The sequence below is a fragment of the Rhizobium sp. 01L410 genome (assembly GCF_056400165.1).
In genome coordinates this window covers 13,390-34,914 of record NZ_JBFTST010000020.1, presented here as the reverse complement: position 1 = coordinate 34,914, position 21,525 = coordinate 13,390, and the positions used below count along the sequence as shown (strand labels likewise).

The 21,525-nt window shown below is 62.1% G+C and carries 24 protein-coding genes; 12 read left to right on the top strand and 12 right to left on the bottom strand.

The features are described 5' to 3' along the window. Window positions 1-3: 3 nt before the first annotated feature. Window positions 4-369, bottom strand: a complete 366-nt coding sequence (locus tag AC1DV9_RS28450) for a MerR family transcriptional regulator (RefSeq protein WP_477951161.1) — start codon at window positions 367-369, stop codon at window positions 4-6. A gap of 83 nt (window positions 370-452) precedes the next feature. Between AC1DV9_RS28450 and AC1DV9_RS28445 the strand changes: the two genes are divergently transcribed. After that, window positions 453-1,274, top strand: coding sequence for an oxidoreductase (locus AC1DV9_RS28445; RefSeq protein ID WP_112517197.1), 822 nt, complete (start codon window positions 453-455; stop codon window positions 1,272-1,274). 18 nt (window positions 1,275-1,292) lie between these two features. Here AC1DV9_RS28445 and AC1DV9_RS28440 read toward each other — a convergent pair whose 3' ends face one another. Next, complete coding sequence (locus AC1DV9_RS28440) at window positions 1,293-1,715, bottom strand: SufE family protein (protein WP_477951159.1); 423 nt, start codon at window positions 1,713-1,715, stop codon at window positions 1,293-1,295. A gap of 209 nt (window positions 1,716-1,924) precedes the next feature. Continuing rightward, window positions 1,925-2,443: a DUF5330 domain-containing protein gene (locus AC1DV9_RS28435; RefSeq protein ID WP_477951157.1), complete on the bottom strand. Its 519-nt coding sequence runs from the start codon at window positions 2,441-2,443 to the stop codon at window positions 1,925-1,927. Window positions 2,444-2,895: 452 nt separating this feature from the next. On the opposite strand from AC1DV9_RS28435, the gene AC1DV9_RS28430 reads away from it, so the two are divergent. The 4 genes from AC1DV9_RS28430 (at window position 2,896) to AC1DV9_RS28415 (ending at window position 8,092) form a co-directional block, all read left to right on the top strand. After that, entirely contained in the window at window positions 2,896-4,437 is a 1,542-nt protein-coding gene (locus AC1DV9_RS28430; protein ID WP_477939661.1) for a sensor histidine kinase, read from the top strand. Then, window positions 4,409-5,332: a peptidoglycan-binding domain-containing protein gene (locus AC1DV9_RS28425; protein WP_477951155.1), complete on the top strand. Its 924-nt coding sequence runs from the start codon at window positions 4,409-4,411 to the stop codon at window positions 5,330-5,332. Before AC1DV9_RS28430 ends, AC1DV9_RS28425 begins: the two co-directional genes overlap by 29 nt. Window positions 5,333-5,796: 464 nt before the next feature. Continuing rightward, a complete protein-coding gene (locus AC1DV9_RS28420) occupies window positions 5,797-6,558 on the top strand; it encodes a hypothetical protein (RefSeq protein ID WP_477951153.1) in 762 nt (253 codons plus the stop codon). Window positions 6,559-6,952: 394 nt separating this feature from the next. Beyond that, the gene (locus AC1DV9_RS28415) at window positions 6,953-8,092 is read left to right on the top strand and encodes a porin (protein ID WP_477951152.1); all 1,140 of its coding nucleotides are present in this window, start codon (window positions 6,953-6,955) and stop codon (window positions 8,090-8,092) included. Between the two features lie 128 nt (window positions 8,093-8,220). Here the strand turns inward: AC1DV9_RS28415 and AC1DV9_RS28410 are convergent, their stop codons facing one another. Further along, on the bottom strand, window positions 8,221-8,856 hold the full coding sequence (locus AC1DV9_RS28410; protein ID WP_477951151.1) for a TetR/AcrR family transcriptional regulator: 636 nt from the start codon (window positions 8,854-8,856) through the stop codon (window positions 8,221-8,223). A gap of 221 nt (window positions 8,857-9,077) precedes the next feature. Between AC1DV9_RS28410 and AC1DV9_RS28405 the strand changes: the two genes are divergently transcribed. Both AC1DV9_RS28405 and AC1DV9_RS28400 read left to right on the top strand, forming a co-directional pair. Continuing rightward, complete coding sequence (locus AC1DV9_RS28405) at window positions 9,078-9,653, top strand: TetR/AcrR family transcriptional regulator (RefSeq protein WP_477951149.1); 576 nt, start codon at window positions 9,078-9,080, stop codon at window positions 9,651-9,653. A 52-nt stretch (window positions 9,654-9,705) separates the two neighbouring features. Further along, entirely contained in the window at window positions 9,706-10,065 is a 360-nt protein-coding gene (locus tag AC1DV9_RS28400; protein ID WP_477951147.1) for a DUF1491 family protein, read from the top strand. Here the strand turns inward: AC1DV9_RS28400 and AC1DV9_RS28395 are convergent. Together AC1DV9_RS28395 and AC1DV9_RS28390 are read right to left on the bottom strand one after the other, a co-directional pair. Further along, complete coding sequence (locus tag AC1DV9_RS28395; RefSeq protein WP_477951146.1) at window positions 10,062-11,093, bottom strand: DUF2336 domain-containing protein; 1,032 nt, start codon at window positions 11,091-11,093, stop codon at window positions 10,062-10,064. The genes AC1DV9_RS28400 and AC1DV9_RS28395 overlap by 4 nt on opposite strands. Before the next feature lie 244 nt (window positions 11,094-11,337). Beyond that, entirely contained in the window at window positions 11,338-11,544 is a 207-nt protein-coding gene (locus AC1DV9_RS28390; RefSeq protein ID WP_112390911.1) for a hypothetical protein, read from the bottom strand. A 523-nt stretch (window positions 11,545-12,067) separates the two neighbouring features. On the opposite strand from AC1DV9_RS28390, the gene AC1DV9_RS28385 reads away from it, so the two are divergent. Further along, window positions 12,068-12,238, top strand: coding sequence for a hypothetical protein (locus AC1DV9_RS28385; RefSeq protein ID WP_310297669.1), 171 nt, complete (start codon window positions 12,068-12,070; stop codon window positions 12,236-12,238). Between the two features lie 5 nt (window positions 12,239-12,243). Here the strand turns inward: AC1DV9_RS28385 and AC1DV9_RS28380 are convergent, their stop codons facing one another. Together AC1DV9_RS28380 and AC1DV9_RS28375 are read right to left on the bottom strand one after the other, a co-directional pair. Next, window positions 12,244-12,795, bottom strand: a complete 552-nt coding sequence (locus tag AC1DV9_RS28380) for a DUF1254 domain-containing protein (RefSeq protein ID WP_112517193.1) — start codon at window positions 12,793-12,795, stop codon at window positions 12,244-12,246. After that, a complete protein-coding gene (locus AC1DV9_RS28375; RefSeq protein ID WP_477951144.1) occupies window positions 12,788-13,375 on the bottom strand; it encodes a DUF1214 domain-containing protein in 588 nt (195 codons plus the stop codon). The genes AC1DV9_RS28380 and AC1DV9_RS28375 overlap by 8 nt, the downstream gene beginning before the upstream one ends. 137 nt (window positions 13,376-13,512) lie before the next feature. On the opposite strand from AC1DV9_RS28375, the gene AC1DV9_RS28370 reads away from it, so the two are divergent. After that, a complete protein-coding gene (locus AC1DV9_RS28370) occupies window positions 13,513-13,797 on the top strand; it encodes a type II toxin-antitoxin system RelE/ParE family toxin (protein ID WP_112517191.1) in 285 nt (94 codons plus the stop codon). Continuing rightward, window positions 13,769-14,089: a HigA family addiction module antitoxin gene (locus tag AC1DV9_RS28365; protein ID WP_477951142.1), complete on the top strand. Its 321-nt coding sequence runs from the start codon at window positions 13,769-13,771 to the stop codon at window positions 14,087-14,089. Before AC1DV9_RS28370 ends, AC1DV9_RS28365 begins: the two co-directional genes overlap by 29 nt. Before the next feature lie 182 nt (window positions 14,090-14,271). On the opposite strand, the gene AC1DV9_RS28360 is transcribed toward AC1DV9_RS28365, so the two are convergent. After that, window positions 14,272-16,410, bottom strand: a complete 2,139-nt coding sequence (locus AC1DV9_RS28360; protein WP_477951140.1) for a transglycosylase domain-containing protein — start codon at window positions 16,408-16,410, stop codon at window positions 14,272-14,274. Window positions 16,411-16,597: 187 nt separating this feature from the next. Here AC1DV9_RS28360 and AC1DV9_RS28355 point away from each other — a divergent pair, with 187 nt between their 5' ends. Beyond that, the gene (locus AC1DV9_RS28355) at window positions 16,598-17,074 is read left to right on the top strand and encodes a YcgN family cysteine cluster protein (RefSeq protein WP_477951194.1); all 477 of its coding nucleotides are present in this window, start codon (window positions 16,598-16,600) and stop codon (window positions 17,072-17,074) included. A 20-nt stretch (window positions 17,075-17,094) separates the two neighbouring features. Here the strand turns inward: AC1DV9_RS28355 and ampC are convergent, their stop codons facing one another. Together ampC and AC1DV9_RS28345 are read right to left on the bottom strand one after the other, a co-directional pair. After that, window positions 17,095-18,246: a class C beta-lactamase gene (gene ampC, locus AC1DV9_RS28350; RefSeq protein ID WP_477951192.1), complete on the bottom strand. Its 1,152-nt coding sequence runs from the start codon at window positions 18,244-18,246 to the stop codon at window positions 17,095-17,097. 132 nt (window positions 18,247-18,378) lie between these two features. Next, a complete protein-coding gene (locus tag AC1DV9_RS28345; protein ID WP_477951139.1) occupies window positions 18,379-19,266 on the bottom strand; it encodes a LysR family transcriptional regulator in 888 nt (295 codons plus the stop codon). Between the two features lie 141 nt (window positions 19,267-19,407). On the opposite strand from AC1DV9_RS28345, the gene AC1DV9_RS28340 reads away from it, so the two are divergent. Next, on the top strand, window positions 19,408-20,850 hold the full coding sequence (locus tag AC1DV9_RS28340; protein WP_477951138.1) for an MFS transporter: 1,443 nt from the start codon (window positions 19,408-19,410) through the stop codon (window positions 20,848-20,850). 3 nt (window positions 20,851-20,853) lie between these two features. Here AC1DV9_RS28340 and AC1DV9_RS28335 read toward each other — a convergent pair whose 3' ends face one another. After that, the gene (locus AC1DV9_RS28335) at window positions 20,854-21,426 is read right to left on the bottom strand and encodes a TetR family transcriptional regulator (protein WP_477951136.1); all 573 of its coding nucleotides are present in this window, start codon (window positions 21,424-21,426) and stop codon (window positions 20,854-20,856) included. Window positions 21,427-21,525 lie beyond the last annotated feature (99 nt).

Here is a 21,525-nt window from a genome sequence, read left to right as displayed (position 1 = left end):
GCGCTACGATTTCGTCTCTGACGAGCGGTACCGATCGAGTTTCTGCAGAATGAAATCCTCTATCTTCCGCAGCTCGGCGAGCTTGCCCCTGACGATATCGAGGCGTTCTTCGAGAAAACTCACGGTCTCCGCGGCGGTGACTTCGCGCTGCCCGTAAGTATCGAGGATCGGCCCGATTTCCTTCAGCGAAAGGCCAAGCTGCTGCGCCTGGCGAACGTGCTCGATCCTCTGGATGGCACTCGCGTCATAGTCCCGGTAGACGCGGCTTCCCGCGCGCCGCTCGGTCGACCGGATCAGGCCGATCTCTTCATAGTGCCGGATCCCGTCCTTCGACATGCCGGAGATGCGGGCGAGTTCGCCAATGAGCATTTTTTAAACCGCTTGACTGTGGGGTTTCCCGATAGATTACGAAGGAAGCAGTTTCGTTTCAACCGATAAGTCCGAGGTTCAGAATGCCCGCATCGCAGAAGCCCGTCGCCCTCGTCACCGGGGCTTCATCCGGCATGGGAAAGGATTTCGCCATGCGCCTGCTGGCGGAAGGCTATGTGGTCTATGCGGCGGCGCGCCGCCTGGAGCGCATGCAGGATATCGTCGCCAGGGGCGGTCTGGCGATTGCCATGGACGTCACCGATGACGCGTCGATGCAATCAGGTGTCGAGCAGATCATCAGCGAGCAGGGTCGCATCGATGTGCTCGTCAATTGCGCGGGCTACGGCCAGTATGGCGCCATTGAGGACGTGCCGATCGATCTCGCCCGGCGGCAGATGGAGGTGAACCTCTTCGGGCTTGCTCGGCTGACCCAGCTCTGCTTGCCGCATATGCGCGCCCGCAAGTTCGGCCGCATCGTCAATATTTCCTCGATCGGCGGCAAGCTCACCACCCCGCTCGGCGGCTGGTATCACGCATCGAAATTCGCGCTCGAAGGCTGGTCCGACGTGCTGCGCAACGAGGTGCGCGGCTTCGGCATCGACGTCATCGTCATCCAGCCGGGTGGCATCGAAACCGAATGGAGTGATATCGCCACCGGCGAGGCATCCCGCATCTCAGGGTCCGGTCCCTATGGAAAGCTCGTCCAGGCCTTCGTTCGCGGTCAGTCGAGAATGCGCAAGGCGCCGCCGCCATCGGTCATCACCGCGCTGCTCAGCAAGGCGGTCGGCGCAGCCCGGCCGCGCACGCGCTATGCCGGCGGCATGCTGGCCAAGCCGTTGCTGTTCCTGCGCCGCTGGCTGCCGGACCGTATGTTCGATCGTTTGATCATGTCGGCCTTCCGCTAACCGGCCGCTGCGTTGCCTTCAGGCCGCCGCGCGAACGCGTGCCTCTTCGCGGATGCGATTGACCATCGAGCGCAACCCGTTGGAGCGCTGCGCCGAAAGGTTTTCGACGAGGCCGATCTTGGCGAAGGTTTCGAAGGCATCGAGTGCGGCGATCTCGGAGGCGGTCTTGCCGAAATAGGTGGCAAGCACGATGGCGACGAGGCCGCGGACGATATGGGCGTCGGAATCGCCCTCGAAGGTCATCACCGGATTGTCGGGGTTGCCATCGGTATGCGTCACCAGCCACACCTGGCTGGCGCAGCCCATCACCTTGTTGGCGGATGTCTTCTTCTCGTCCGCAAGATCGGGCAGCGCCTTGCCGAGCTCGATCACATAGCGGTAGCGGTCTTCCCAGTCGTCGAGGAAGGAGAAGTCGTCGATGATTTCGTCAAGCGATGCCATGGGAGCGGGGCCTTTCAGTGATGCCCTGCATATAGGGGAAGTGCAGCTCTTTTTGAACCGTTAAAAAAGAAAACGCCGTGAAGGATGGGCATCCTCACGGCGTACAGCAAACTGCTGAAATAAACAGGGCAGGCACGTCAGGCACGGCGGGAATTCCCTGAGGGGGAAGGCCGGTGCAAGTTTTGGGGCGGGAGGCGTCCCGCGGAATTTCAGGAGACCGGGCGCGGTTTCGGCGTCGGGATGACGGACGGAACGGTTCCGGTGACGACGGTGTCGGAGGCGCTCGCATCATCGACCGGCGGGCGGTAAGGCATCGGCTGGTTCAGTGCGGCGGTCTTCTCGTCCTTTGCGGAAGGAGCGAGCGCTGCAACCGGGGTGAGGTTGGCGAGCGGTGCGGCGACGGCGCCTGCTGCTTCGGCGATCTTGGCGGACGGCTTGTCCTTCTCGTCGCCGGAAAGCTGGCTGTCGATCAGCTGGTAGGCGACACGGGCGCCCTCGCGGGCTCTGTAGCCGAGCGCGGTCAGCGTTTCGCCGCCCTTGCTGCAAACTTCCGGCTTCTCGCCGCACATGCCGGTTATATAGTCATAGGCGCCGCTGACGGCGGTGAAGGCGTCGGAAAATTGAACCTGGGGGTCATTGGCGAGGCGCGTCGAGCTTTCCGAGCTGAAAAGCGGCAGCAGCACCAGCACAAGTCCGAACCAGAAGCTTCCTTTGATCAGTAGTCTCATTGTCGTTGCCCATCCTGTTTTCCCGTCCGGTCTTGTTGCCGAATCAGGGTCCGTTTCCGGTGTGCTTTCACCCTAGCGCGGAAGTGCGAATGCCACTTTTCGAAACTCCGCGGCATTTGCGGCAAATTTAATTCGAATTTTAAATAAAGGCCGACGTACCGTATTTCAGTCAAATTGTAGCCATCGGCATTAAGCATGGCATGGCCTACCGCCTGTAATTGCAGGGATTCTCAACGATGGCCTCGCCGCAAAAGTTAACACAAAGCTGAAATGCGAGCGAATTCCATCGCTTACCCCCTGTTAACCACGAAAACCAAAGGCCCGCCGCAATGGCTCAAAACGGGACTTTTGCCGCTTTCTGGCTGTGGAGGCGGGTTTTGCCTTATCCTTTCTTTAAGCGCCCAGGGCCTATTGTCCGGGTCTGTTAAAGAGCCTTTTCGGGCGGGTATTGCGTGCGAGTATTGAGTGACATCGGCAACCGGGCGGCAGCCCTCGTGGACCGGGCAGCGGCAAGCTGGCTTTCCCGCACGGGGAGCGGCGAGGCCGTTGCCGAACGCGAGCTTGCCATTCTCCGCCGCCTCGTCTTCCTGTCGTCGGGCGCGCTGATTGCAGCCCCGGCCGGCCTCTCCTTTATAACCAGCCCCGCCGTGGCGCTGCCCGCAGGTGTGGCGACCGTCTGCGCCGCCTTCCTGTTCTCGGCTGTCGGCAGCATCGCGCTGTCGCGCCAGACGCAAGTGGCAACCACCGTTATCCCGGAGACAGCCGAAGACTTCTTCCTGCAAAACAGTGCGGGCCTGATCCTGTTCCTCGATCCGCAGGGCAACGTCACCTCGGCCGGTGGCCGCGATATCAGCGAGTATCTCGCCTGGATGCGCGAGCCCAAGGGCCGCGGCTTCATCGAGCAGGTGCATGTCTCCGACCGCATCCTCTTCCTGCAGGCGCTCGATCAGCTGCGCCAGGGCGATGATGCCGTCAGCGTCGACCTGAGGCTGGACCGCCCGGGCGTCTCGCGTGATCTTCGCCAGTTCGCCTATCTCCGGATGGACATGACCGCGCGGCGCGACGGCGAAGGCGCGCTTGCTGCCGTGGTCGCCCAGCTTCGCGACGTCTCGGTCGAGCAGCAGCTGCGCCTGGATGCCCAGAGCCGTGCCGCCGATGCCGAATCGGCCAACGATGCCAAGTCGCGCTTCCTGGCTGCCGTCAGCCATGAGCTGCGCACCCCGCTGAACGCCATTCTCGGCTTCTCCGACATTCTGCTCGGCGAATATTTCGGCAAGTTCGAAAACGATCGCCAGCGCGAATATGTCGGCTTGGTGCGCGATTCCGGCGCCCATCTTCTGTCGGTGGTCAACACCATGCTCGACATGAGCAAGATCGAAGCCGGGCGCTACGAGCTGATGCTCGAGCCCTTCGATATCGGCGCTTCGATCAAGTCGTGCGAGGCGATGCTGACGCTGCAGGCAAAGACCAAGGGCGTGTCGCTGACCAGCCGCATCCAGCGCGATCTCGACGAGGTCGTGGCCGACCAGCGCGCCATCCAGCAGATCCTGATCAATCTCGTCGGCAATGCCGTGAAGTTCACCGAACAGGGCGGGGCTGTTACCGTAGACGCCTCGGTGCGCGCAGGCGTGCTGCAGCTCAGCGTCAGCGACACCGGCATCGGCATTCCCGCCGACCGGCTGGCGACGCTCGGCCAGCCCTTCGTGCAGATCCAAAACGATTATACCCGTCAATATGAAGGCACCGGCCTCGGCCTGTCGCTGGTCAAGGGGCTTGTGGCGCTGCATGGCGGCCACTTCGCCATTGCCAGCGCGCCGGGCGAGGGCACCATCATCACCATATCGATCGCGGCGGATGGTTCCGGCGCCCCGGCCGCGGATGCGGCGCGGGATGCGGCCGTCGAATTTCCGCCACGCCTGAAGACGACTGCGGCATCCGTTGCCGGATTGGAAGAGGGGCTGTTCGATGGCCGCGCGCAAGCGAAAATCGCCTAAGGGGAAGAGGGGCCGGCAGCAGCCGGGCCTGCTTCTGACGGGGGCAGCCGCCTTGGGCGGCGTCGGCATGACGGGCGCATCGATGCTCGGCGGCGTCGTTGCGCGCAATCCATCGATCGCCGGCGGAACCGCCGCCTTCGTCGTCATCTTCTCCTTCGTTGCGGCCAATGCGCTCTGGTATCAGCCGGGCACGCATCCGCATCCGTTCTTCCGCACCCGTGATCTCTCCTCGCCATTCTCCATCGGCCGACCCTCGGTCGAGGAGCCGCATCCAAACGACGTCACGACCTTCAAGATCGAACGGCCCGGCGATGAGGGTGCGACTACCAATGCGCTGCCGCCGGCCGCAACCGGTGGCCAGCAGCCGGTTCAGCTGGTCATGGATATCCAGCAGCAGCTGATCCGCCGCGGCCTCTACAACGGCACTGCGGATGGCGTCATCGGCCCGCGCACCAGCGCTGCCATCCTGTTCTTCGAAGAGACCGTCGGCATGCCGCAGAACGGCGAGGCGACGCCGGAGGTTCTGGCGGCACTGCAGACCGATTCGGCAGGTCCTTCCATGGTGCCCACAGAGAAGCCGCGTGCGGATGTCAGTTCCGCCGCATCCGCCGAGGACCCGGTGGCAGCGGCTATCCGCAGCGCCGAGAAACAGGTTAAGACGGCGCCCGCGGCCCCCAAGCAGGTGACGCCTGGCGAACTCTCCAGCGTCGATCTGGTCTTGAAGATCCAGAAGGGCCTGGCCAACATGGCCTATGCCAATGTCGGCGTCGACGGCGTTGCTGGCGAACAGACCCGCGCCGCCATCCGCCACTTCCAGAAGCACTATAACCTGCCGGAAGATGGCGAGCCCAACGCGGCGGTGCTGAAGAAGCTGAAGGAAATCGGCGCGATTTAGCGTCGAGTCAAAAATCCCCTTTTGATTGCATAAAGCCGCTCAAAACACGCTTTTGGAAACGTTGGGCGTGCGGTTTGGTACGTATGCGTTCCGCAAATAATGACAGATTGTCGCAGATTTCGCCTGGAAAATTACTGGCAGCTGAGGGCAGAAGGCGGTTTAAGCCGCTGTAAACATAGGAAAACAGGCGGAAGGCCAGCTCACGCCTCGTGTTTCGCTGGCCGCTATATTAGCAACGAATTTATAATGCTCACAAAAATATGATACAAATACTCGGCTCGCTTGGTGCTATTCATCAAGTGCGACCGGGGGGCCAGTCAGGAGCAACGGACTGTGATTAAATTGTCACTTTCTCGCATCTGAAAGATACCAGTCGGATGGTATCTTTCTCTCGTCGCCACGCCGCGGGCATCCCCGCGCCCTCCTTGAACGGGACGGCGCCTTCCCCCGCCAGGATCAAACAAATGTTGCGCGAACCTTCCTATGGCGGGATGGGCGAACTGGACGGCTCCGACCGCGCCATGTATCGCTCCACCGCCTCTATCAATGATCTCGAAAATCCGCGGCTTTACAAAGCCCTCCATGATCATTTCGCGGCGGTGTATCCCGTCACGTCCAAAACCGGCGCATCCGAGTTCCATCTCGGCGGCGGCCAGACCTTCCGTGTCCATCGCGGCGTCAACGATCTCAATTTCGAGATCACCTATTCGGAAATTTCCCGTTTTGCGGCGATCACCCGTTCGCTCAACTCCAGAACGAAGAAATATGCGAAAGACGGCCTGCAGTGGAGCACATCGCGCGTCGCCTCTCCCAAGCAGCTGCTCGCGCTGCCGCGTCCGCTCGACGAACCGCGTTCGCCGGAAGACGTGCTGATGTCGATCTTCCATCTCGATCTCAACGATTCGGCGGAGACCGAACGGCGAATCACGACTTGCATCGCCGCGCTCTATCCCTCCGGTCCGCGCCTCGGCGGCGGTCAGCAGGGCAATGATGCGCAGATGACGATGTCCAATCTTGCCGACTGGCTGTCCTTCCAGGACGTGCGCCAGGTGCTGCAGGTCGATGATGCCGATCATGCCGCGACAATGCTCGTCTCGATGATGTTCGGCGGCTTTGCATCGCGCATGAGCGCAGGTGAGGGCTTGCCCGACAGGGCTTCTCTCACAGGCTATCTGAAGAGCTGCATCCAGCTTTTCGTCCGCGGCTGCCGCCGTCACGACGCCTGATGATCGTCAAACCGGCCGCCACAGGCGCGGCCGGTTGAAAGCGTTGCTCCGCCACGGGATCGCCATTCTCAGGCCCAATTTCCTTCATCCGAGCCTCTGCTCTAGCGCCTTGCTTTTATTAATTATTTCTTAACGTGCCAGCCTGGTTATGCACAGCAGAACCGCCCCGGACCGCCGAAATGTGGTAAAAATGCCACGAGAAAAACTTCCGGGATAATTTTGGTACGAATACGTTTATTAAATAATTGACGACTCCGGGGCCTCCTGTTCATATCCAGCCCGTGACCGAAGCAAACGTTCGGAAACGCATGGCGGACTGAAATTTCAGGGGACCGCATCCATCGCGCTAAGCAAGAGCCAACCTTGGGGTTGGCCTCTGGAACGGAGACAGAAAATGAACATCAAGAGCCTCCTTCTCGGCTCCGCTGCTGCACTCGCAGTAGTATCCGGTGCACAGGCTGCCGACGCTATCGTCGCCGCCGAACCGGAAGCAGTAGAATACGTCAAGGTTTGCGACGCCTACGGCACCGGCTACTTCTACATCCCGGGCACGGAAACCTGCCTCAAGATCGCTGGTTACGTCCGTTTCGACGCCGGCTTCGGCTTCGGCGACGCATACGACAACAACGGTGGCCAGGACTGGGGTGATCACACCCGCGCTGAACTCTCGTTCGACTCCAAGAGCGACACCGAATACGGCACCCTGACGGGCCGCATCGCCCTCCAGGCCAACGCTAACGGCGCAACGATCCCGGCTGGTGGCCTCACCGGCGGTGCGGCCACGACGCTCGGCAGCGAAGGCAACAGCACCATCATCGACGAAGCCTACCTGGAGCTCGGCGGCTTCCGCGCTGGTAAGTTCGCAAGCTGGTGGGACAACGACTTCACCGGTGAATCCGACAAGATGTCGAACAACACCAACTTCAATGCTGTTCGTTACACCTACGACGCTGGCGACTTCTACGCTGGTGTTGCTCTTGAAGAACTCGGTGGCATTTCCGGCCGCGACGCCTATGCCGATTTTGGTCTGGCTCCGACGGTTTCGCAGCTTGACAACAACAGCCTCGGCATCGACGCCTCGGTTGGTGGCAAGTTCGGTGCGTTCACTTGGCAGGTTTACGGTGGCTACAGCCAGCGTGAAGAAGAAGGCGCAGTCACCGCTCGTATGTCGGCTGACATTGGCCCCGGCACCCTCGAAGGCGCTGTCGTCTGGTCTTCTGGTCTGAACTCCGAAACCTTCACCAACAACTACGACCAGACGGGTGAATGGACCTTCGTTGCTGAATACCAGATCAAGGCAACCGACAAGCTGACCATCACGCCTGAAGTCCAGTACACCTCCAACATCGTTCCGGATGTTGACGGCAACTGGGATACCGGCCACATGTGGCGCGCTGGTGCAACCATGGACTACAAGATCGTCGACAACCTCTCGACCCGCGTTTCTGCGACCTACGTCAACGAAAACTACGGCAATGCAGGTGGTTCGGCTGATTGGGTTGAAGGCTTCTTCCGCCTGCAGCGCGACTTCTAATCACACGCTATAAGCCGATTAAGATTGACCTCCAAATCGGTTTCGAAAGGAGAGCCCGGGTTCCCACCGGGCTCTTCTCGTTTTTATGTGATGGGTATTGACTAAAGTGACGCGCCTGAGCGCCGCCGTTAAGGCCGAAGTCCGTTGGCGAAGATCTTCAGGCTGGAGCGCAGATAGGCCTTGGTGCGCTTGGCGCGGACATCGGGATCTGCGCCGCCGCGGTCGATGCTGAGGCTGCCGAAGACGATGCCGATCAGCATCGTCGCCGCCGCATCCGCGTCGATGGCAACGATTAGCCCCTTCTCCGTCAACAGGCGCAGCCAGCTGGCAAGCTCGGCCCGGGCCATGTCGAAATCGAGCCGCAGCTGCGGCACGTATTCGGTGGCTTCCCAGGCGACTTCGATCAGGAAATACTGGCGCATGTTCGCCGGGCTCGGCGCTTCGTTTTCACCGACGAAGAACACACGGCCGAAAAGCTCGTCGAGAGCGATCCCGTCCGTGGCTTCGGGGAAGTAGAAAACAGAGCCTATCTTCGCCTTGATGGCAGCGGAAAGAAGATCGCCCTTGGCTTCGTAGAAGTCGTAGAATGTCCGCTTGGAGATGCCGCATTTCGCCGCGATGATGTCGACGGTTGTATTGGCATAGCCGAGCTCGATAAAGACATCGGTGCCTGCCTCTATTATGTCGGCCTGCCGCTGGTCTAGATCGATGCTCTTCGGCCGCCCGCGAGGCCGCTTCTGCTTTTCGTCGGTGTTCGAGCTCACATTTCCCCTGCGCGCACGTGATATTTTCATCCCTGCGGCACTGATACATGAAGAGCTGCGGCGGGTACAGCGACTTCAATGTCGCGATTATGTTACAGGCTGTTGACAGGCTGCGGGAAAATCGCAGCATCGAAAATCGTTGCACGCCAAAGGCCAGATGCTAAGCTCACTGTAGGGAAAACAAGGGAGCAACGCATGATTGTCTCCTCGCCGGGGACAGCATGGAAAGCCCGTACAGACGCCGCAAGCAGCCTGAACTCGTCAGGCGCAATCTGCTCGATGAAGCGCGCAAGCTTGCCGTCGAGGAAGGCCTCGCCTCGGTCACGATGCAGGCCGTTTCCGAAGCCGCCGGCGTCACCAAGGGCGGCTGCATTCACCACTTCCCAAGCAAGAAGGACCTGATCGAGGCCGTCTTCGACGAGCTGCTGCAGGCGATCGACGAGGATATCGAGGCGCGTATCGCCCGCGACCCCGAACCCTACGGCTCCTTCACCCGCGCCTATATCAACTCGGTCTTCGACAAGAACGAGCGGACGAATGGCGGCCACTGGGCGCCGCTGACCATTTCGGCGCTCACCGACCCCCATCTGCGCACCCTGGTGGCCGATTGGGCCAATGCCCGCGCCGAGCGTCACAGCGTCACCGATGGCGACATGCATCTGCGCATCGCCCGCTTTGCCGCCGATGGCATCTGGCTCGCCAATCTCTACCACGTCGATATTGCCGATGCAGAGAAGATCAAGGCGGATCTCCTGGCCGTGACCGAAAGGCCGCGGGTTTCCCTGGCAAGGGCCTAGAGCCGGCGGGGCAGCTCTGGCGCCGCCGCCGCCATCCGCCTATAGAACGTCCATGAGACTTCGCACCGACATTTTCGTTTCCGCGCTGTTGCGCCGCGTCTTCGCCATGGGGGATTTCGCCGCCGTGGAGAAGAAGGGCGCCGAGGAAGCCGGTGCGGTCTTCATCCGCCAGCATTTCCGCGATGGGCTGGAAACGCTTTTCGGCCCGGCGCCGCAAAGCTTTTTCGATGAGGAGGACAGCGGCGACCGGCTGTTCGAGATCCGCATGGAGCGACAGGAGCCGGAGATGGTCAGGGAGCTGCTGGAGCGCGAACGCAAGTTCGATCCGGATCTCTGGATTGTCGAGCTCGAGACCAGCGATGCGGCAGCGCTGCTGACGCTGGCCGCAGAGAAGAAGAAAAGCCCGTTCTAGCGGCGGCCGACGGTCTTCAGCTCGCGGGCAGGCGGCACTTTGCGCTCCGCAACCGCCGCCTCCGCCTGGCCCTCGCGTTCCGGCATGTAGGTATAGCTGTCGGCACGGCGCCACGCCTCGACCCGTTCGTGGCATTCCTCCGCGTCGAGCGCATCCAGCACCATCCAGGCGCGGGTGACGCTGTGCTGCGGCTCGGCCAGATGCGGATAGAGCTTTTCCAGCACGAAGACGGCATCGAGAAAGCCCATGCCCAGGCTCATAAGCGTCGTTGCCAGCTGTTGACCGGAGAGGTCGAGCATGATGCGCTCGGCAAGCCAGCGGCTGGCCGACAGCGCATCGGCAAGCGTGCTGGCGAAATGGCTGGCCTCGCGGGAGCGGGCGAAGCGCACGAGCAGCGCTTCCTGGATATCGGAAATCGTCCTGAGACCGAGCCGGTCGTCGTCCTTGCGGCCGAGATGGCTGGCAAGCCCGCGGATCTTCTGGCGCATCGCCTCTTCGTTGGCGAGGCGCTCGGCAAAATCGGGATCGACAGCAGGCTCTTCGATAACAGGAACAGCGGCAGCGATCGGAGCGGCTGTCTCCGCGGCCGGCAATTCGGCGGGCGACGGGCGGGCGGTCGCCTGGCGCAGCGCCACCAGCGCATCGATCACCTTCGGCGAAAGATTGTCACGGCTGACGATGGCACGGATATGGGCGGTGCCCTGCGTGCGGGCGATCATGATCAGCGTATCGTCGCTGATAGCCTGCGAGGCGGTGAGAAAGGGTGCTGCGACCGATATCGGCTGATTGCCGATGAACAGGGCAACTGCCTGCGGGATTACGATGCATTGCGACAGGGCGGCAACGGCCTGGCGGCGCGCCTCCTCGGAGGAGGCCTGGAAGAGGGGCGTGAAGAGTTCCGCAAACTGCCGCAGCTCGGATCGCGTCGGATGCGCCAATCCCTCGAAGCTGCTGACAGTCGCCATCAATACCACGTCCTTCTTTCGAATGGCCATCGGCCCTTCTAGGTCTCTAAACCGGTCACGCACAAGAATACCCCGGAAACGCCGATACTGAGGGATCGAATGCGCCGGTTGGACGGAGACCGGACCCATACGAATATGAATAAATCCTACATCGGCAGGGTTAATGCTTGCTGAAGATTTTAATCAAATGCCACACAATAATACACGTAGGGCGTGCGCCGGTATAGGTAGCCGGACAAACGAAAAGCGCCCCGCTGATACGAGGCGCCGAGCGTTGTCCGGATTGCTCCGGAAGTGTTTTGGAACGTTAAAGTCCCTTGTGGGAGCGCAAGGCCATCAACAGCTTTTCGCCGTTATCATGACCCGACTGATAGAGGTCGAGCGCTGCCGAAGCGGCAAAATGTGCTTCGGGACTTTTGATGTCGAGACGCTTCTCCGAGCACCACGCGTCGAGTGCGCCGCGCAGCACGTCCAGATCTTCGGGAGAGAATGTCGCATTCACGAATAAAGACATGAATTGCCCTCCGTGTCCTGCGGCAAGAGCGTATATTGTCTCTCAAGCGGTCATCGCCGTTAAACCTTTGACCGACGGATGGACCATACGCCCATTCAGAGCGACTGCAATTAATATCTTCATGACGTAAATCGGCAACACATCCTTATGACGTAAAGGTGATCGGCGGCCTTTTTCTAAGTCGCTGAATTTATGCGTCTTTCCTAATTAAATCTGACTTATTGCCATGTGAAACTAAAAGCCAGCTCGCGGCGTTTATTGAACGGCCTTACAACAAGGCTTCGCAGTGCTGAAATATTAGGAAACTGTTAACTATCCTATGTCTCAATTCGGACAGGAACAGCGCGGTTCGAAGGTTCGGCCGTCAAGATTCCACATCACGGATATCCGCAAAGGTGCCGTGAGAAAGGCGCGAATGCCCGGAGATGCCGGCAACGGTATTGAAGGACGCGCTGGCCCGCGCAGGCGGGCAGGGTGAAATCCGCTTAGCTTCATCCGTCTCGGGCAGTGCATGGAGACGAGAATGGCCACCATAGTCGCATTGGCTGACCGGCGCTCGCAACAGCCGCGCCGCAAGGACCAGGAGCCCGTCGAGGCTCAGATATTGCTGTTCACCGGGGTCCGCTACGAGCGGCTCACAGACGCGCCGAAGCCCCGTCCGGTGCCACGCGCGCCGCGTGTGAAGAGCAAGTAGAGATATCAATTGCCGCTGGCGTAGGTTTCGCAGCCCGCCTCGGTCAGGAAGTTCTTTGCCGCGTCGTCGAAGCTTGCCTGCGGGGCAAGCGTGCGCAGCACCGCGTAACCCTCGCTATGGGTCATCTCCACCAGGATGGTCTGCTGCAAATCGGCAGGCAAAGCCTTGCGCAGCTCCGTCAGCTTGATCGGGCTTGCTGCCAGCACATCCAACGCCCCGCCGACCGACGTCCTGTCATTCATGCTGAACACCTCGTTCGAAGCGCCGTCATAAACGGCGATCGACCAGAAGGGCACGCTGCCCTTGGCGGTGAAGCGCACCGGTCCGTCCTCCAGATCGAAGGAGCAGACGGCGGTGCGCACGAAGGGATCGCTGTTCGACAGCCCGGCATCGTCATAGGTCGACGATAGCAGATAGAAATTGTTCGGATCACCCTCGGCAATCACCCGCGTCTCGGCATCCTTGCCGGTGAAATGCGGCAGCGCCAGGATGATGACCAGATGCAGCAGGGCGGCGCCGAACAGGCCGGTGATGATGGCAAAGACGATCCTAAGCATTGCCGCACCCGGTCTTCTCGAGCTTCGGCATGGCGAGATCGATAACCCCGGAGCTTCCGGCCGTCGGTGTGTCGAACAGCGTCAGCACCATGCGGAAGGTGCCGGCTGCCGGAAGCGCCAGCCAGTTGCCGGGCCGGGCATTGGCGGAAACGTCGATGACGAAGCTGCTGTCGGTCTGGCGCAGCACCGTCCAGGAATTCAGCGCGCCCGGCAGGCCGGGGCGAACCGAGGCGGGGTTTCCGCTATTGTCTGATGTATAGAGCGTCCAGAGGCGCGCTGCCGGCGTCTGGCCGCTGATGCGGTAGCTGCATCCGGCATTCAGCCGGTCGCCATGGTCATCGACACCAGCCGTGAATGTCAGCCCCTCGGCGCTGCCATAAAGCAGCTTTCCGGCCCGCGCCCGGTGCGATTTCGCGTAAGGATCGGCATCAGCCGTCTGCAGCTCCGGAAAGGCTTCCCAGGCGCCAAGCTTGATGGCGCCGAACCCCTGCGTCACATCCAGCGCATACCGCGAAACCATGATCCCGCCGCCGAAAGCGACGATCAGCGTAATCGCGATAAATAGCGGGAATCGAAACACTGCCGGCCCTTGAGATCAAATCAGGTGAAAGGGTTAGCATTGATTCTGGCGGGGTGGAATGGTGGAGGTCGTGGTCTTCGCAACTCAACGGGGCATAACGCATTGCGTTATATAACGCTACGCGTTATGTTTGTCGGATGATCAGAAGCTTTGCCGACGCTGAAACCGAAAGAATCTGGGGCGGCGAGCGAAGCCGGAAACTGCCCGCGGATATCCAGCCGGTCGCCTTGCGGAAGTTGCGTCTCATCAACAGCGCGAAGGCGCTGGATGACCTCCGCATCCCGCCCGGAAACCGCCTCGAAGCGCTGAAAGGCAACAGGCGCGGGCAATATTCCATTCGCATAAACGACCAGTGGCGCATCTGCTTCCGCTGGCAGGAAGGAGCGGTACATAATGTCGAAATCGTCGACTACCATGGATGAGGCAGGGCTTCTCCCCAACCCGCATCCCGGCGAGATCCTGCTGGAGGACTTCCTGAAGCCGATGGAGATCAGCCAGAACGCATTGGCGCGCGCCATTCACGTGCCGCCACGGCGGATCAACGAGATCGTTCTCGGGAAGCGGGATGTGACCGCCGATACCGACCTGCGGCTCGCACGATATTTCGGTCTGTCCGAAGGCTTCTTCCTGAGTTTGCAGACCGACTACGACCTGATGGAGCGCAGGCGGGAAATTGGTGCTGACCTGTCTTCGATCATGCCGCACGCGGCTTGAGGCTTTTGCAGGATAGGAAATTTGGTGCCTGCGGCTCTCTCATCCCAGGTGCAACTAGTTGCACCTGAAGCCTTCGGGCACCTTCTCCCCAAGGGGAGAAGGCAGGGTGAGGGGCTCCGGGCACTGTAAGTCCTTATAGTTTCTGAGTAAAAGTGGCAGCTGTATCTAGCGCTGCGCCCCAATCACTCCACACTCGCCACCTTCTGCGCTTCCAGCGGCGCCGCGTGCTTCAGCTTTTCGCCGAGGTCCTTGAGGATCTTCGTGCTCTCCGCCGAGAGCATGCGCGGGCGCACCAGCTGAGGGATGCCGTCGGCGGGTTTGGCGGCGGCGGTTTTGGCGGCGTCCTTGGGGGAAGGCAGCGGGTTTTCGATGCCGGGGATGGCGCGCAGCACGACGCCCTGGTGGGCGTAGTCCATGGCGCGCTTGAAGGTCATCGCCGGCAGCGAGCCGCCGGTCATGTTGTTGGTCGAGGTATAGTCGTCGTTGCCGAACCAGACCGCCGTCGTGTAATTGCCGGTGAAGCCGACGAACCAGGCGTCGCGATAGGCCTGGGTCGTCCCCGTCTTGCCGGCGGTGACGATGCCGTTGTCGAGCGCTGCCTTGCGGGCGGTGCCGACATAGGGGATGCGGCTCAGCATCTGGTTCATCTCGTCATCGGCTTTCTCGGACAGCACCCGCTTGGCCGGCGGCTCGTCGCGGTCGAAGTCGTAGAGCACGTCGCCGTCGTAATCGAGAATCTGGGTGATGCCGTGGCGGCGGGACTGGTAGCCGCCGGCCGGGAAGACGGCATAGGCAGTCGCCTGGTCGAGCACGGTGACTTCGGAGGTGCCGATCGGGATCGTCACGTCGTCACGCACGGGCGATTCCACGCCCATCGCTTTCGCCATGGCGCGGATCGGCTGAATGCCGAGCTTTTCCTTGGCAAGACGCACCGGGATGGTGTTGATCGACTGGGCGATCGCCGTTTCCAGCGTCACGCGTCCGGCATAGCGGTTTTCGTAATTGTGCGGGCTCCAGTTGCCCCAGGAGATCGGCGCGTCGATGATCGTGGTCTTCGGCGTCATGCCGCTCTCCATGGCCACCGAATAGGTATAGACCTTGAAGGACGAGCCCGGCTGGCGCAGCGCCTTGGTGGCGCGGTTGAACTGGCTTTCGCCATAGTCCCGGCCGCCGACCATGGCGCGCACGGCGCCGCCGTTTTCGATCATCACCATCGCGCCCTGCTTGGCGTGATAGCTCTCGCCATATTCGCGCAGCGACGTCTCGACCGAATCCTCGGCCGCCTGCTGGATGCCCATGTCGATGGTGGTGCGCACGACCAACGAATGCTGGTGGAAGCGCGAGGCAAGCCGCTGCACCTCGTCGAAGGCCCAGTCGAGGAAGAAATCGGGCGCCTCCTGCTCGTTGCGGTCGATGGCGGTGGCCGGATTGCGCCGCGCGGCGATCACCTGGCCCTCGGTCATCAGCCCGCTCTGGACGAGATTGGTGAGCACCTCGTTGGCGCGGGCGCGCGCTGCCGGAAGGTTGACATGCGGGGCGTATTTCGCCGGCGCCTTGAAGAGACCGGCGAGCATGGCGCTTTCGGCGAGGTTCACATCCGTGATGCTCTTGCCGAAATAGAATTGCGAAGCCGCCGCCGCACCGAACGTGCCGCCGCCCATATAGGCGCGGTCTAGATAGGTGGAGAGGATTTCCTTCTTGGAGAGATTGGCCTCCAGCCACAGCGCCAGGAAGGCTTCGGTGATCTTGCGGTCGATCGAGCGCTCGTTGGACAGGAATAGGTTCTTCGCCAGCTGCTGCGTCAGCGTCGAGCCGCCCTGCACGACTTCGCCGGCCTGGGCATTGGTGACGAGCGCGCGGAACAGGCCGATGACGTCGATGCCGAAATGGTCGAAGAAGCGGCGGTCTTCGGTTGCCAGCACCGATTTGATCAGGCTGTCGGGCAGCTCGTCGATCGGCACCGAATTCTGATGGATGACGCCGCGATGGCCGATGACATTGCCGTAGCGGTCGGTGAAGGTGACGGCAAAATCGCCGCGATTGCGCCAGTCTTCCTTGGTCGCCTCGAAGGCCGGCTGAGCGAGCGCCAGCATCAGCACGGCGCCGACGGACCCGAGCGTCAGGCCTTCGCCGCCGAGTTCGAAGACGATGCGCTTCCAGCCGCGAACGCGGAATCGGCGGAAGAAGATGGTGATGTCTTCCCAGATTTCGGCAGAACGGAAACCGGCGTTCCAGACCGTCGAATCGATCCAGGAATCGATCTTCAGCAGAAGGTGCCTGCTCTTCTTCGGCTTCTTTTCCGGAGTATCAGGATCCTGCACGTTCTTCACTTCCCGCCCGATCGCGCTTGACGGCTGGCCCCCCAGGCGTCAGAGCAACAGCCTAACTTGGCATTGCGCTCTTCGATAAACGAAGCATGCTGAATGTTTGATTGATTTGCCCGGTGATAACAAGAGACGCAGCCCGCCTCACGCGAATTTGCGGGGCCGCTGTTGCAGAAACGAAATGATGGAAGACACACCCTTCTGGAAGCGCAAGACGCTGCCCGAGATGACCAAGGCAGAATGGGAAAGCATCTGCGACGGATGCGGCCTCTGTTGTCTCAACAAGCTCGAGGAGTGGGACTCGGGCGACATCTACTTCACCTCGGTCGCCTGCAAGCTGCTGGATGGCGAGAGCTGTCGGTGCTCCAATTACGAGAAGCGCTGGGATTTCGTGCCCGACTGCGTGCAGCTGACCAAGGAAAACGTCCCTGAGATCGCCTGGCTGCCGCCGACCTGCGGCTACCGGCTGATCAATGAGGGCGACGACCTCTACTGGTGGCACCCGCTGGTCTCGGGCGACCCCGAAACCGTGCACCAGGCCGGCATTTCCGCCAGGGGGCGGACGATCAGCGAGACGGAGATCGACCCCGAGGCGCTGGAGGATTACGTGGTCGACTGGCCGCTGACGGTGGGCAACGACGCGAAGGAGCGGCCGGAATAGGCTCCGGCCGCAGCGCTTTTCTATTTGGCCGTATAAGGCTTTAGCGCTTCGAGCAGTTTCAGCCCCGCTTCTGCGCGCGCCGTGTTGGGATAGTTGCGGTTGGCGATCACCACGAGCGCCGTCCGGGTCTTGGGGACCAGCATGACATAGGTGCCGAAGCCGTTGGTTGCGCCTGTCTTGTTGAGCAGGACAGCGCTTTGCGGCCCAAGCGGCTTCGCCAGTTGCTTCACCGGCTGGCTGTTCATGACCATCTCAGGCGCATTGCCTGCCAAGAGACGGTTGAGCTTCACCGGCCACGGATATTGCTCCCAGATCATGCCCTGCGTGAACGCGGCGGTTTCGAAATAGCCGGTATGGGTCTTACGGATCGCCGCGGCGAGATCAGGGGCAAGGGCGGCCTGATCGAGGTTCAATTCCAGCATGTGCAGCATGTCGCGCGGCGTCGATTTGATGCCGTAGGCTTCCTCGTCGAGGACGCCGGGATTGACGCGGATCGGGCGGTTATCCTTGGAGTAGCCGAAGGCGTAGCGGTCTGCGGCGGTTTCGGGAACAGAGATGAAGGTGCTCTTCAGGCCGAGCGCCGGGAAGAGGTCTTTTTCCGCCGCCTGCCTATAGCTGCCTTCGAGACGCTGGCCGGCGATGCGGCCGAGCAGGCCGATGCTGACATTCGAATAGGAGCGCATCGTGCCCGGCTTGTAGGGTGGCTTCCAGCTCTTGAGATAGGCCGTCAGCTCCGCATCGTTGGTGACACTGTCAGGAACCTGCAACGGCAGGCCGCCTGATGTGTGGGTGGCGAGATTGACGAGGGTGATCTTGTCGAAGGCGCTGCCCTTGAGCTCCGGCAGGTAGGTGGAAACAGGTTGCGAAAGCGAAATGACACCGCGCTGTTCGGCGAGTGCCGCCAGCGTCACATTAAAAATTTTGCTGACCGAGCCGAGTTCGAAGATCGTATCCGGTGTGACCGGCGTCTTCGCCTCGCGCGAAGCCTCGCCATAGTTGTAATAGAACTGCTTTCCATCGACCGAAACGCCGATGGCGAGCCCAGGAATATCAAATTGCTTGATTATGGGCTGGAAAGCGTCGTCTGCCAGCGTCTGAAAGGCTTTTTCCGTCAATTCCGCGGCATGAAGCGGGGTTGCCGATAGGGAAAGTGCGATAAGGCAGTGTCTCATATTCACGGGGGCGGCTCCTTGATATGCGCCGGCAAAATGGTCCGGCACGGGGTCGATAGCGCGGCCGGACGCATCGTCACAAACGATAAGAACTCGCAGGAGACCCTAGATAAATTTGGGCATGTGTCGCCGTCAGGCGCAGATCTCGCGAACGCAGCCGCGCAGCCAGCGATGCGCCGGATCGGCATCCATCCTGGGATGCCAGAGCAGCGAGACGGTGATCTCCGGCGCTGCGAAGGGAAGCGCGAAGCTGTGGAGACCGGCGCGCAGGTTGCCGGTATAGCGCTCGGGCACGTTGGCGATCAGATCCGAGGCGCGCGCCAGCGCCAGCGCTTCGGAAAAGCTGCCGACGGCGGTCGCGATCTCGCGTGCCAGCCCGATCGCCCGGAGCGCCGTATCGACGGGTCCGCCCTCCAGCCCGCGGCGGGAAATCTGGATATGGCGGCCCGCCGTATAGCGGGCGGCGGTCATCGCACCTTTCGAAAGCGGGTGGTCGGCCCCGACGACGCCGATGAAGCGATCGTGAAACAATGCCTGGGCGCGGATTTCCGGGCCGGTCGTCTCGCCGATGACGCCGGTTTCGAGATCGGCCTCGCCATCGCGCAGGAAGGCGCTGTCCTTGTCCTGCTTCGGCAGGAAACGCAGCCGGACGCCGGGGGCGCGCTCTGCGGCGAGGCGGATCAGGGCCGGGCCGAAATTCTCGACGAAACCATCCCGGTTGCGCAGCACGAAGGTGCGCTTGAGCTGCGACAGGTCGAAGGCTTCGGCCGGCAGCAGCAGCCTCTCGGCCTCTTCACGCAGATGGCTGACCCGCTCGCGCAGCTCGAGCGCCCGCGGCGTCGGCACCAGACCGCGCCCGGCGCGCACGAGAAGCGGATCGCCGACGGTTTCGCGAAGCCTAGCCAGCGCCCGGCTCATCGCCGAAGGGCTGAGCCGCAGGCGCCGGGCGGCGCGCGCCACACTGCCTTCGGCCAGCAGAACATCGAGCGTATAGAGGAGGTTGAGATCGGGCTTGGTCATGGTGCCTCCGGTTGGCGATCATGATGATATGGCGTTGTGTGCACGAATGAAATGCAAATGATGCGTGTTCCGCCATATATCCGGTGGCGCTAGGCTTCTGTCGGCTCCTCTTCAGGAGCATTTGAGAACGGAGTGCTTTGCATGACCATCCCCCTTCGACCCACCACCTCCGATGTGGCGCCAATCGCTGCGGCGCCGGTGCGGGGAGCGCTGGCGAGCCTGTCGCTCGCGCTGCTTCTTTCCTCGCTCGGCACCAGCATTGCCAATGTCGGCCTGCCGGTGCTGGCGCAGGCGTTTTCAGCCAGTTTCCAGCAGGTTCAGTGGGTGGTGATCGCCTATTTGCTGGCGATGACGGCGCTGATCGTCAGCGCCGGACGGCTCGGCGACCTGATCGGGCGGCGCCGCCTGCTGATGGCGGGTATCCTGCTTTTCACCGCGGCATCGGCGCTTTGCGGACTGGCGCCGGCGCTCTGGGTTCTGATCGCCGCCCGGATGCTGCAGGGGCTGGGCGCAGCGGTGATGATGGCGCTTGCCATTGCCATGGTGGGCGAGGCGGTGCCGAAGGAAAAGACCGGCCGGGCGATGGGGCTGCTCGGGACCATGTCGGCGATCGGGACGGCGCTCGGTCCTTCGCTCGGCGGTGTGCTGATTGCGCTGGCCGGCTGGCGGGCGATCTTCCTCGTCACCGTGCCGCTCGGTTTGCTGGCCTTCCTGCTCGCCCGCCATTGCCTGCGGGACGGGGAGAAGAGCAATCCGGCGCCGCGCCAGGGCTTCGATCTGACCGGTACGCTGCTGCTGGCACTGGTGCTGGTTGCCTATGCGCTGGCGATGACCATCGGCCGCGGCAGCTTCGGCATACTGCAGGCCGGGCTGCTGGCGGCGGCCGCGGCTGGAACGGGGGCATTCCTGTTTGCCGAAGCGAGGGTGACATCGCCGCTGTTTCGGCCAGTGATGCTGCGCGACCTGGTGCTGGCGCCGAGCCTTGCGATCAATCTCTGTGTGGCGACGGTGATGATGACGACGCTGGTCGTCGGGCCGTTCTACCTGTCGCGCGGGCTGGGGCTCGATACGGCGATGACGGGGGCGGTCATGTCGATCGGCCCGCTGATCTCGACGGTGAGCGGCGTTCTGGCCGGGCGGATCGTCGACCGCTTCGGTGCCGGAAACATGGTGATAGCAGGGTTGGCGGCGATGGCAGCCGGGGCACTGGCGCTCTGCGCTCTGCCGGGTCTTGCCGGCTACATTGCCGGGATCGCGGTGCTGACGCCGGGCTATCAGCTGTTTCAGGCGGCGAACAACACGATGGTGATGACCGGCGTGGCGGCGGGGCAGCGTGGCGTCATCTCCGGCATGCTGGGTCTCTCGCGCAATCTCGGCCTGATCACCGGCGCATCGGTGATGGGGGCGATCTTTGCCGCATCGTTCGGTGGTGCGGATGCCGCGGCCGCGGCGCCCGATGCCATTGCAGCAGGCATGCGGCTGACATTTGCTGTCGCGGCAGGCCTGATCATCGCCGGCATCGCCATTGCCGGAGTGGCGCGGTTTACCGGCGCGCGGCGTGCCGATGCGGCAGGCGAGGTGTGACGATCAGACTGGCGCTTTCAGATCAAGCGCCCCGAGAAACAGACGCAACTCCCGCTCCACATAATCGGCGGCACGGCCTTCGGCGGTGAAGCCCCACCAGAGCAGCGAGCCCTGCCATTGCGACAGCATCAGCCGGGCCGAGGTTCCGGGATCCGGCGAGGCGGAGAGGCATTCGGCGAGTGCCTCCGTCAGCGCCTTGGCCCAAGCTGCACCCCGGGCACGGAGCAGCGGATCGCGAAAATCTTCGCGCAGCACGAGGAGGCCCTGGGCATAGGCGGCCGCGTCCTCGCCGTAATCCTGCGACAGGCCGGTGAGCAGGGCGACGGCGCCGCCAGGGGTCTTTTTCGCGGCCGCGGCAAGCCTTGCCGTCTGGGCATCCAGCCCATCCCAGGCATGCATGACCGCCGCCCGCAGCATCGCCGCCTTGGTGCCGAAGCGCTGGACGAGGGTGGAGCCGGAGAGGCCGCTGACCTTGGCCACCGCGCCGAAGCTGGCCGCATCCGGCCCCTCGGCATGGATGAGCGCGAGAACCATCTCCAGAAGCTGCTCGTCCTGAAGCGTGCGGGTGCGCGGCATTGCATTTCCTCTTGCGTTCGATACAAATATGAACGAACGTTCGTTTATAATCAATTGCCCGCTGGGAGATGCGGGCGGATTTTGGTTCTAGCGTGGAGG